Below are 10,169 nucleotides of genomic sequence, written 5' to 3' on the forward strand. Positions count from 1 at the left end.
CAAATCGCGAGGTTTGGGAATCACCGCCCTTCCAGGGCGGTGAGGATGTCAACAACAATCCATCTTCTCGCCGCTGAGAACGAAAATCGGGTTGACGGCGGCGAGAACTTGGGAGGTTCCTCGTTTTTCGAGGCGGTTGACGGCGGATTGAACCACTTCGATGTTGCGAAGCTGGAGTTGGGCGAAAGATTCGGAAATTGTATAGAGACTTTCTAAGTTCGCCGCCGTTGCGACGATGCGTCCCCCCGCGTCCATGGACTCCCATACCGCCTGCAAGATATCTTTAATCTGCCGTCCCCCTTCGATACAAGCGTGGGTTGGCGGCGGCGACAGTTGTGCCAGACATTCGGGGGCGTTCCCTTCGATGACTTCGACGTTCTGCAAACTGAAGCGATCGCAGTTGCGACGAATCAGGTTCGCCACGTCTTCGTCTCGTTCGATGGCTAAAATTCGACCTTGGCGACAAAGCAAACCGCTTTCAACGGGAATCGTCCCCGTTCCGGCACCGATATCCCAGAGAATCGAATCGACTTTTAAGCGCAGTTGCGACAGCAAAACGAGCCGGACTTCCCGTTTGCTGAGGGGAATTCCCGGAAGACGCTCGAAGAGTTCGTCGGGAATTCCCGGCGTGACGTAAGGCCAGAGGGGAGCAGACATGAATAGGTTTGGGTAAACGGATTTGGCGAACGGGATGGCGGCGATCGAGCGATCGGGTATCCTGTATTTTCGATCTCACGCTAAACTAGCAGAGCAAACAAGACTCAAGCAAGCAAGCCTCACCGAACTCCCAGTATGCTCAGAGCCGGAATTGTCGGACTGCCCAACGTCGGAAAATCTACTCTCTTCAACGCTCTCGTCGCCAACGCTAAAGCGCAAGCGGCCAACTTCCCCTTTTGTACTATCGAGCCGAATGTCGGCGTCGTCGCTGTTCCGGACGAACGCTTGAACGTTTTAGCGAAAATTTCGGAGTCGGAGCAAATCGTCCCCACTCGTATTGAATTCGTCGATATCGCCGGATTAGTCAAAGGTGCTAGTCAAGGGGAAGGGTTGGGAAACCAGTTTCTCGCCAATATCCGAGAGGTGGACGCCATCGTTCACGTGGTGCGCTGTTTTGAAAACGACGATATCGTTCACGTTTCGGGATCGATCGACCCGGTGCGGGACATTGAAGTGATTAACTTGGAGTTAGGCTTGGCGGATTTGGCGCAAGTGGAACGCCGCATGGAGCGCACCCGCAAGCAAGCTCGCAATAATAAGGACGCGAAACTGGAACTCGAGGCGTTGGAAAAAGTGGCGGCGGTTCTCAATGAGGGGAAATCCGCTCGCTTAGCGGAGTTGACGGAGGAGGAAGCCCTCGCCATCAAAGCGTTGGGACTGCTGACGCGCAAGCCGATTATTTACGCCACGAACGTCTCGGAAGACGATTTAGCTCAAGGAAATCAGTGGGTGGAACAGGTTCGCGAGGTCGCTCAGGAGGAAAACGCCCAGGTGGTGGTGGTTTCGGCGCAGGTGGAATCGGAACTCATCGAACTTCCCGAGGAGGAACGGGGCGATTTCCTCGAATCTCTGGGAGTTAGTGAAGGGGGTCTGCAATCTCTGATTCGCGCCACTTACGATTTGTTGGGACTGCGTACTTATTTGACGACGGGTCCGAAGGAAACTCGTGCTTGGACGATTCATGCTGGAATGACCGCACCGCAAGCGGCGGGGGTGATTCACACGGATTTCGAGCGGGGCTTTATTCGTGCGGAAACCATCGGATTTGAGGATTTGGTGGAAGCGGGGTCGATGACAGCGGCGAAGGAGAAGGGTCTGCTTCGCAGTGAAGGTAAAGATTATGTTGTGCGAGAAGGCGATGTGATGTTATTTCGCTTTAATGTGTAGTGTAGTGACTCCGTTTTGGGAGATACACAGCTATGCAAATCGACATCGTGGGACGATTGTCACCTGGCTCATCATGTCCCTGAGCTTCTTTATTATTTCCAAGCTCCCCCTGGGGGTGGAAATCGACAGTTTGAATAAGGTTTTGGTTTCGGCGGCGGTTTTCGGGGTGCTAAACGCCCTCATCAAACCGGTTTTGTTTGTGTTGGGGTTTCCGTTCGTCGTTTTAACCCTCGGCTTGTTTGTCGTCATTATCAACGCGATCGTGTTTGGTTTGGCGGCTTGGTTCGTGCAGGGATTCCGCTTGCGCTGGGGGATTTGGAGTGCGCTACTCGGCTCGATCACTTTGAGCATTATCAATTCGATTTTGTTTAAAGTCTTCCCGTCTTAAATTGGTCTGTTTTGTTGGATTTCATTTTTTGGATTTTAACGTTCAAATTTGATTTTTTGGGAATTTAGAGCGAAAATTAGCCTCGGTTTTAAGAGGATTCTAAATCACCCGATCGCGCGTCGTTTGGTCAAATCGGAGTTCGAGATATTCGGAGGACGTTCGATCGACCCGAAACTCGCGGCTTGTTCTGACAGTCGCGAGTTTTATATTCTTGATTTCAAATCTGTTGGAATTCCACAATATCTCGCGTCGTATATCCGTGAGGTTCTGCTCGCTTTTCCTGAATTACCTCTGACCAATTCTCTGGGTTCTCTTTGCCTCTGTGGTGCGGAACTATAAAAACAGAGAAATTAATGGGTTGAGTGGTATCATATATCTGCATTTTCTCTGCGGTTCAACCTTCGATCGGTTACGAGATTAAGAATCAATTAACAAAAAGATATTTCAATCAAATAATAGAAGTTCATAGGGCTTCAGTGTGACGACGATCGCATCGGCATTCGCCCCCCATCTTAAAAGAAAATGCTATACTAGAAACATAACAGCAAAGCCTTAATAATCGACCACAATGGAGACCAACATAAACTGTGCGGAAGCATGCGTAAACGGATGCGTTTTGGGCGATCGCTGTCCGAACCGCGAATACGCTCAAAACGCCGCCAAGTTTATCGGCGAAACCTCGATCGATAAAATGCACGATATCGCCGAAGCCGCCTTGCGGAAGAAAATGGCGGAACCCCCCAAATGGGTGATTCCCGATTTTCTCGATTCCAACGGCTGAAGAGGCGGCGTATCGCGACTCTCCGCTTGGAATTTCGGTTCCAGTCGAGAGAAACACACTACGATAGGTTACGAAGTGCGATCGAAACTTGACTTTTGTTGAGAGTGTTGGCTGAAAGACAGTTACTTCGGTCAACGCTTTCTAAGATAGATCTCAATAGATCTCAACCCTGGGGTCTCCATGGAGAGACTTCCTCGCCCGCCTTTCGATCGCGGCTGTCGTTGCGCCGTTTCCCGTTGCGATCGAGTTTGGACATTACATGCGTCTTATATGGAATCTGGTAGTCAGTCTGGCAGGTCACAGCAGCCTCTCCCTCACGGCTTCTCCCAACTGGTGGGAACCGCGATCGCGCTGCTGACATTAACACTACCCCTTTTAGTCATCTTGCTCTACTCGGCGGGAACGGTCGATTCCCCGCGTCAGATTTATCCGATGTCTCGGCTGGGAAGTGGTTCGGGAGGATTACTCGATCCGAGATTCGATCGAGTCCCCTAATCCGGTTCGATCGAGCCAATTCCCGAAGTCAAAACCTGGGTTGCGCCAGTCGAGTTGTAGAATGAGTTCGTCAGACGGCGGCCGTCTGAGTTGGCTCGGGCGGTCGAACTGTCGTGTTTCAGCACGTTTTGTATCGTCAACAGGAACTGGAGAAACGCTTGTGGATTTATCGCGCATTCCCGCACAACCCAAACCGGGTTTAGTCAACGTTTTAATCGAAATTCCCGCCGGAAGTAAAAACAAATACGAATTCGACAAAGACCTCGGTTGCTTTGCGCTCGATCGCGTCTTGTTTGCATCGGTTCACTATCCCTTCGACTACGGTTTTATCCCCAACACCCTGGCTGACGACGGCGACCCCCTCGACGGCTTGGTGATGATGGACCAACCGACGTTTCCCGGCTGCGTCATTTCCGCCCGTCCCATCGGGATGTTAGAAATGATCGACGGTGGCGATCGCGACGAAAAACTCCTGTGCGTTCCCGCCGAAGATCCCCGTTACGCCGAATACAAATCCCTCGAAAACGTCGAACAACACCGTCTCGACGAAGTGGCCGAATTTTTCCGCACTTACAAAAACCTCGAAAAGAAAGTGACGGAAATCCTGGGCTGGAAAGACGTGGATGCTGTGGCGCCCTTGGTTGAAGAATGCGTGAAAGCTTACAAGTAACATCAAGGTAAGCCAGCCACCCGGTATCGTGGAGATACCGGGTTTCTCGCTAGAATCAGAATAAGAGAAGACTCCAACAGCCCGGTTCGACCGTTCGATTCTTTCTTCTCAAATCTTTCCCAGTTCAGTTTTTGTTCCTTGAGGTTTCGTACTTCAGCCATTCTTCGAGAATTATGCAGCGATCGCTCCTTTACGCCAAACTTCACAACTGCACCTTAACCGGCGCCAATTTAGACTACATGGGTAGCATCGGTATCGATCGAGCGTTACTCGACGCCGCCGGAATCCTCCCCTACGAACAGGTGCATATCGTGAACGTCACCAACGGAGCGCGACTCGTCAGTTACGCCATTTCCGCTCCGCCGAACTCGGGTATCGTAGAACTCAACGGCGCAGCCGCCCGGTTGGGAACCGCAGGCGATCGCGTCATTATTATGGCTTACGCGCAGTTTTCGCGAGAAGAACTGCAACACCACCAACCCAAAGTCGTCATCGTGGGCGAAGACAACCGCATCGACGACGTGCGCCATTACCCCCACCCCCTCAGCCCCATCGAAGCCCGAACCGCCGAAGCCCAACTCGTCTAGCGACTTCATGGAAGTTGGAGATCTCGGCGAACGGGGATTACTCGAACGACTGCATCAGTTTTGCGCGACGGGACTCGTCGGCGACGATGCGGCGGTTTTGTCGTTTCCGGCGTCTCGTCGTCTCGTCGTCACCACCGATACCCTCGTCGATGGCGTCCATTTTAGCGATCGCACCACCTCCGCTGAAGACGCTGGATGGCGAGCGGTGGCGGCGAACCTGTCGGATTTGGCGTCGATGGGGGCGTTTCCTATCGGAATTACTGTAAGTTTGGCGATGCCGAGAGATACCCCTGTAGACTGGGTTGAAGGGCTGTATCGGGGGATGAAAGCCTGTCTCGATCGATTCGAGAGTGCGATCGTGGGCGGCGATGTCTGTCAGTCCCCCGTGAAATCCATCTCCATTACCGCTTTCGGAAATGTCGAACCGGAGTTGGTTCTTCGTCGCAGTCAGGCGAAACCGGGAGATTCGATCGTCGTAACTGGCGTTCACGGGGCGTCTCGGGCGGGGTTGGCGTTGTTGTTAGAACCAGACGCCGAATATCCGGTATCGTCAGAACAGTACGATCGCCTCCTTCGCGCCCACCAACGCCCAATCCCCCGATTCGACGCCGTTTCCCTATTGTGGAAAACCTGGAAAACCACCGAAAACGAGCCTCGCGTCGCCGGAATGGACAGCAGCGATGGATTAGCCGACGCCGTAGTGCAAATCGCCCGAGAAAGTGGCGTTTCAGCCCAGTTATGGCCGGAATCTCTGCCCGTTTCGCCAGATGTCACGGCGATGGTATCTGCGGAAACCGCGCGAAATTGGACGCTCTACGGCGGCGAAGATTTCGAGTTAGTGTTGTGTTTGTCTCCTTCCCACGCCCAGCGGTTTGTTGAAGCCTTACCCGGCGCGTCAGTGGTTGGGGAAATCGTTACAGGAGAGGGGGCTTGGTTGGTTGATGGGGAATCGCGAGAACCCTTGACGATGCAGGGGGGATTTCAGCATTTTTAAGGCGATCTGTGAAATCCGCATACAATAGAAGTAGAAATTCCTCGGAAACATCCGAGACTGTTTGGTAGAGGATGCGTGGTATTTTTTGAGGTTAGTTCGGTTGGGTAAAACGGTCGTAAAATCCCACATTCTTTAGGTTTTTTAGTTGTTTTTGAATTTAAAGTGACCTAATTTTTAACCTAAAAAAAGGGTCTCCGCCGTTTGCGGGGGAAAATGTATAGCAAAATACAAATACCTGGAGAATCGAGAGCCAAAACCCCTGAAATCTCGTGAAGTCAGTTTTTCTGTCACCCTAAACGGCGAAGAGCCTAAAAAAATTACCTAAAAATCCTCCGATCGAGCGTTTGAAATCCATGTTTCCTAGTTTTGAATTAAAATTAGGAGGTTTGAATTTATGAGTCAACACGAAAGCCAACGCTTCGCGTTCAACCACAATTTGTTTTCCCGTTCTCATACTTGGGAAAAATTACAACATCAAAAACACGCCAATCGTCGGCGTCGTAGCAAGAAAAGCACGAAATTCGATTGGATGAATCCATGAAAAATTCCCCCCGTCGCTACGTTTTCCGAAAATGCAGCGATGGGGGGGTTAACGATAAGGCGAAATCCCCGGCATCTCCGAGATGCCGGGGATCTGATACAAGGTTTCGAGCGTTTCCCTACGCCGTAGTCGAAGGCGTTTCCACCGACTGCTGAACCTGGGGTTGGAATTGGAACAGCGAGTACACCACATCGCGGCGAATGTCGATCGTCATTTCCAAGAACAACTCGTATCCTTCGCTCTTATACTCGATGAGGGGGTCTTTTTGCCCGTAACCGCGCAAACTCACCGACTCCCGCAGGGCGTCCATTTGCTGCAAGTGTTCCCGCCAAAGCGTATCGATCCGTTGCAGAATGAAGAAGCGTTCCGCTTGGCGCATCAACCCCGGTTGAATGCGTTCCACTTGCGCTTCCTTAATGTCGTAAGCAATGCGAACCTGTTCGTGAAGGAAGGTTTTAATCTCCTCCACCGCCATATCTTCCAACTGGCTGGGTTCCAGTTCGTCCAGCAAATAAACAAACTGTTTGACCTTATCGACGAGTTTATCGAGGTTCCATTCCTCCGTGGGCAGTTCCGGGTTAATGTACGCATTGACGATATCGTCCATCGTCATTTCCGCGTATTCAATGACCCGCTCTTTCAAATCCTGCCCTTCCAACACCCGGCGGCGTTCGGCGTAGATGGCGCGACGTTGGTTGTTCATCACCTCGTCGTACTCGAACACCTGTTTCCGAATGTCGTAATAGTAGGTTTCCACCTTTTTCTGAGCGCCTTCGAGCGATCGCGTCAGCATTCCCGACTCAATCGGCATATCTTCCTCTACGCGGAAGGCGTTCATCAATCCCGCCACGCGATCGCCGCCGAAAATCCGCAACAGATTATCTTCCAAACTCAGGAAAAACCGCGTCGAACCGGGGTCGCCCTGGCGTCCCGCCCGTCCGCGAAGCTGGTTGTCCACCCGGCGAGACTCGTGACGTTCCGTTCCGATCACGTGCAGTCCCCCGAGTTCCACCACCTCGTTATGTTCCTCAGAAGTATGGCCTTCATAGTGGTGTAAAAGCTGGTTGTACACCTCCCGCAGTTTTTGCACCACCGGGTCTTCTACCGGAGCTTTTTCCGCCGCTGTCGCGATGCGTTCTTCAGCTTCCAACTCCGGCAAACTGCGCTCGCCGTACTCTTTCACCGCGAAATCGACCATTTCCTTGAGTTGCTGTTCCAACTCCGGCGTCAACTCCACCGGGAAGATTTGCGAAGAAGCTTTCCAGGTTTTCGGTTTCGTCACCGCGTCGAAGCCTTTAGCTTTACTGCGTCCCTTACTACCGGGAATTTTGCGGGAAGCGAAACTTCCCTCTTCCTCCGGACGCGCCAAACGAGGCATGAAGTATTCCCGCAGTTTCAACCGCGCCATATAGTCCGCGTTCCCGCCCAGGATAATGTCCGTTCCCCGTCCTGCCATATTGGTGGCGATCGTCACCGTGCCTCGGCGTCCCGCTTGGGCGACGATTTCCGCTTCCCGTTCCACGTTTTCCGGTTTCGCGTTGAGCAGGTTGTGGGGAACCTCCAACTGACTCAGCAGGCGCGACAGTACCTCCGATTTTTCCACGCTCGTCGTTCCCACCAGTACCGGACGGCCTTTTTCGTGCATTTCCGCACAGTCTTGAGCGACGGCTTTCCACTTGGCCGGTTCAGTTTTATAAACCATGTCTGACAAGTCCTTCCGACGGAGGGGGCGGTTCGTGGGAATCACCGTGACGCGGAGGTTGTAAATCTTCTCGAATTCCGATTCTTCCGTTTTCGCCGTTCCCGTCATCCCCGCCAGTTTCGGGTACAGCAAGAAGAAATTTTGATAGGTAATCGTCGCCAGGGTTTGGGTTTCCGGCTGAATGTCGAGTCCTTCCTTGGCTTCGATCGCCTGGTGTAACCCGTCACTCCAGCGGCGTCCCGGCATCACCCGTCCCGTAAACTCATCTACGATGACCGCATCGCCATCTCGCACGATGTAGTTTACGTCTTTAATAAAGAGTTCTTTGGCTTTAACGGCGTTGAAGATATAGTGCGCCCAAGGATCGTCAGGATCGTACAAATCGCTGACTCCTAACAACTCTTCCGCTCGCGCGAAGCCCTCGTCCGAAAGCAGGACGTTGCGGGCTTTTTCGTCCACTTCGTAATCTTTCGGATCTTCTTCCGTTCCCCGAACCAGCTTCGCCGCCACTTCAGCGGCGCGACGGTATTTCTCGCTCGGACGTTCCACTTGACCGGAGATAATCAACGGCGTGCGGGCTTCGTCGATGAGAACCGAATCCACTTCGTCGATGACGCAGTAGTTAAAGGGACGCTGTACCACTTCGTCCATCGAGGTGGCCATGTTGTCCCGCAGGTAGTCGAAACCCAGTTCGGAGTTGGTGCAATAGGTGATGTCGCAGCCATAGTTACGGCGGCGTTCGTCGGGGGTCATCCCCTGCTGGATCAGTCCCACAGACAGCCCTAGGAAGCGATGGACTTGTCCCATCCATTCCGCGTCGCGGCGTGCCAGGTAGTCGTTGACGGTGACGATGTGAACGCCTCTTCCCGAGAGAGCGTTGAGATAAGAGGGAAGGGTGGCGACCAGGGTTTTACCTTCCCCGGTTTTCATTTCGGCGATTTCCCCTTGGTGAAGGACGATACCCCCGAGAACCTGTACGTCGAAGTGGCGCATTCCCAAGACGCGACGGGAGGCTTCCCGAACCACGGCGAAGGCTTCGGGTAACATCTCGTCGAGCATCTCGTTGAGTTCGTCGTCCGACTTGGCTTTCTCGAGTTGTTGCTTGAACTGAGATGTTTTCCCGGCCAGCTCTTCGTCCGAAAGCGCCTGCATCTCTTCTTCAAAGAGTTTGACTTCCGTCACGAGGGGTTGGAGTTTTTTGAGCTTGCGGGTGTTGGGATCGCCGAGCAGTCGTTTAAGCATAGCCAGATATGAGAAAGCGTGTGTCGAACCGTCTGCAACCGCACGCCTCAACTCCCACGAGTGGGCGTTGCGTCTGGAGGTTTATTTTAAGAACGAATGTTAAGTTACGTTCATCGTACCATTTTGATTTGGTACGGCACAGAAACGAAAGGGCGGGTTTTCCCACCTGCGGGGGTTATTCGGCCGGGCCGGAGTTGGATTTGATGAGAACGGGTCGATCTAAGCAGGGGAAGTTCACCACGTCAGCGGGGGTTTGTTCGGACGGGTTGAGGTTGTCGTCGAGAACGCCTGCGATTTTGAGGGCTTTGGAGACGAGTTCGGAACAGAACAGCCGCGAGAAGTCTTCTTGGTTGCTCAAGCCGAGGCGATCGAACAAATCGATTCCGGACCCCATGACTTGGGCGAAATCGTAAGGTACGCGCTGGTTGTGGGTTTCTCGCAACCAGGCTTCGGCTTGGGTTTTGCCTTCTGGCGGTAAGGGATGTTTGAGGGGAACCCACCACACGGCACCGTCGTAAAGGAGGGTTCGTTTGGAGAGCCAGTTGAGTTGAACGCCTTTGATAATTTCGGTGGGGGAGACTTCGCTACGGGAGACTTCGGTGGTGGATTCGACCACCATCACGCTATCGCCGAAGCCGCCACTCAATCCCAGTTTGAGGACGATACCGACGTGAGAGTACGTCGAACCGGTTCCCCATTTGATTAAGTCGGAAAAGCCGGTGTTGCCAGAAAAGGCGATGACATCTCCGGTTTTCATCTGGGGGCGATGTTGTTCGTAAAGTGAAAGAACGCTTTCTTTGCGAAACGCTCGGCCAAAGGCAGCCCCGAATCCTCCCATTATTCCTCTTCTCTATATTCGACAGACCGATGATACCCCAATTGGGA

At 52.8% G+C, this 10,169-nt stretch carries 12 protein-coding genes; 8 read left to right on the plus strand and 4 right to left on the minus strand.

The window, feature by feature from the left end; genetic code table 11:
- Positions 1–48: 48 nt before the first annotated feature.
- Positions 49–657, minus strand: coding sequence for a precorrin-6Y C5,15-methyltransferase subunit CbiT (gene cbiT / locus ACP5D4_RS14230; RefSeq protein WP_428012282.1), 609 nt, complete (start codon positions 655–657; stop codon positions 49–51).
- Between the two features lie 135 nt (positions 658–792).
- On the opposite strand from cbiT, the gene ychF reads away from it, so the two are divergent.
- The 4 genes from ychF (at position 793) to ACP5D4_RS14250 (ending at position 3,548) form a co-directional block, all read left to right on the plus strand.
- Positions 793–1,884: a redox-regulated ATPase YchF gene (ychF, locus tag ACP5D4_RS14235; RefSeq protein WP_428012283.1), complete on the plus strand. Its 1,092-nt coding sequence runs from the start codon at positions 793–795 to the stop codon at positions 1,882–1,884.
- 73 nt (positions 1,885–1,957) lie between these two features.
- Positions 1,958–2,272, plus strand: a complete 315-nt coding sequence (locus ACP5D4_RS14240; protein ID WP_428012284.1) for a phage holin family protein — start codon at positions 1,958–1,960, stop codon at positions 2,270–2,272.
- A gap of 568 nt (positions 2,273–2,840) precedes the next feature.
- Positions 2,841–3,053, plus strand: a complete 213-nt coding sequence (locus ACP5D4_RS14245; RefSeq protein WP_428012285.1) for a hypothetical protein — start codon at positions 2,841–2,843, stop codon at positions 3,051–3,053.
- Between the two features lie 180 nt (positions 3,054–3,233).
- Positions 3,234–3,548 carry a hypothetical protein gene (locus ACP5D4_RS14250; protein ID WP_428012286.1) on the plus strand — a complete coding sequence of 105 codons (315 nt, stop codon included), beginning with the start codon at positions 3,234–3,236 and terminating at the stop codon, positions 3,546–3,548.
- Here ACP5D4_RS14250 and ACP5D4_RS14255 read toward each other — a convergent pair.
- Positions 3,545–3,673, minus strand: coding sequence for a hypothetical protein (locus tag ACP5D4_RS14255; RefSeq protein WP_428012287.1), 129 nt, complete (start codon positions 3,671–3,673; stop codon positions 3,545–3,547). The genes ACP5D4_RS14250 and ACP5D4_RS14255 overlap by 4 nt on opposite strands.
- 35 nt (positions 3,674–3,708) lie before the next feature.
- Here ACP5D4_RS14255 and ACP5D4_RS14260 point away from each other — a divergent pair, with 35 nt between their 5' ends.
- The 4 genes from ACP5D4_RS14260 (at position 3,709) to ACP5D4_RS14275 (ending at position 6,340) form a co-directional block, all read left to right on the plus strand.
- Positions 3,709–4,218, plus strand: coding sequence for an inorganic diphosphatase (locus ACP5D4_RS14260; protein WP_017661683.1), 510 nt, complete (start codon positions 3,709–3,711; stop codon positions 4,216–4,218).
- A gap of 173 nt (positions 4,219–4,391) precedes the next feature.
- The gene (gene panD / locus ACP5D4_RS14265; protein WP_428012288.1) at positions 4,392–4,805 is read left to right on the plus strand and encodes an aspartate 1-decarboxylase; all 414 of its coding nucleotides are present in this window, start codon (positions 4,392–4,394) and stop codon (positions 4,803–4,805) included.
- A gap of 7 nt (positions 4,806–4,812) precedes the next feature.
- Positions 4,813–5,799 (plus strand): thiamine-phosphate kinase, encoded by a 987-nt coding sequence (thiL, locus tag ACP5D4_RS14270; protein ID WP_428012289.1) that lies wholly within the window; start codon positions 4,813–4,815, stop codon positions 5,797–5,799.
- A 394-nt stretch (positions 5,800–6,193) separates the two neighbouring features.
- A complete protein-coding gene (locus tag ACP5D4_RS14275; protein ID WP_428012290.1) occupies positions 6,194–6,340 on the plus strand; it encodes a hypothetical protein in 147 nt (48 codons plus the stop codon).
- Between the two features lie 118 nt (positions 6,341–6,458).
- Here ACP5D4_RS14275 and secA read toward each other — a convergent pair whose 3' ends face one another.
- Together secA and ACP5D4_RS14285 are read right to left on the minus strand one after the other, a co-directional pair.
- Positions 6,459–9,284: a preprotein translocase subunit SecA gene (gene secA, locus ACP5D4_RS14280; RefSeq protein ID WP_428012291.1), complete on the minus strand. Its 2,826-nt coding sequence runs from the start codon at positions 9,282–9,284 to the stop codon at positions 6,459–6,461.
- Positions 9,285–9,459: 175 nt separating this feature from the next.
- Positions 9,460–10,122, minus strand: coding sequence for a hypothetical protein (locus ACP5D4_RS14285; RefSeq protein WP_428012292.1), 663 nt, complete (start codon positions 10,120–10,122; stop codon positions 9,460–9,462).
- Positions 10,123–10,169 lie beyond the last annotated feature (47 nt).

This window comes from Baaleninema sp. (assembly GCF_049974805.1).
Lineage (GTDB): Bacteria > Cyanobacteriota > Cyanobacteriia > Cyanobacteriales > Geitlerinemataceae > Baaleninema.

What these genes read in the sequence shown, in the direction of transcription:
- cbiT (WP_428012282.1), bottom strand. Translation starts at nt 657, where the DNA reads ATGTCTGCTCCCCTCTGGCCTTACGTCACGCCGGGAATTCCCGACGAA.
- ychF (WP_428012283.1), top strand. Translation starts at nt 793, where the DNA reads ATGCTCAGAGCCGGAATTGTCGGACTGCCCAACGTCGGAAAATCTACT.
- ACP5D4_RS14240 (WP_428012284.1), top strand. Translation starts at nt 1,958, where the DNA reads ATGTCCCTGAGCTTCTTTATTATTTCCAAGCTCCCCCTGGGGGTGGAA.
- ACP5D4_RS14245 (WP_428012285.1), top strand. Translation starts at nt 2,841, where the DNA reads ATGGAGACCAACATAAACTGTGCGGAAGCATGCGTAAACGGATGCGTT.
- ACP5D4_RS14250 (WP_428012286.1), top strand. Translation starts at nt 3,234, where the DNA reads ATGGAGAGACTTCCTCGCCCGCCTTTCGATCGCGGCTGTCGTTGCGCC.
- panD (WP_428012288.1), top strand. Translation starts at nt 4,392, where the DNA reads ATGCAGCGATCGCTCCTTTACGCCAAACTTCACAACTGCACCTTAACC.
- thiL (WP_428012289.1), top strand. Translation starts at nt 4,813, where the DNA reads ATGGAAGTTGGAGATCTCGGCGAACGGGGATTACTCGAACGACTGCAT.
- ACP5D4_RS14275 (WP_428012290.1), top strand. Translation starts at nt 6,194, where the DNA reads ATGAGTCAACACGAAAGCCAACGCTTCGCGTTCAACCACAATTTGTTT.
- secA (WP_428012291.1), bottom strand. Translation starts at nt 9,284, where the DNA reads ATGCTTAAACGACTGCTCGGCGATCCCAACACCCGCAAGCTCAAAAAA.
- ACP5D4_RS14285 (WP_428012292.1), bottom strand. Translation starts at nt 10,122, where the DNA reads ATGGGAGGATTCGGGGCTGCCTTTGGCCGAGCGTTTCGCAAAGAAAGC.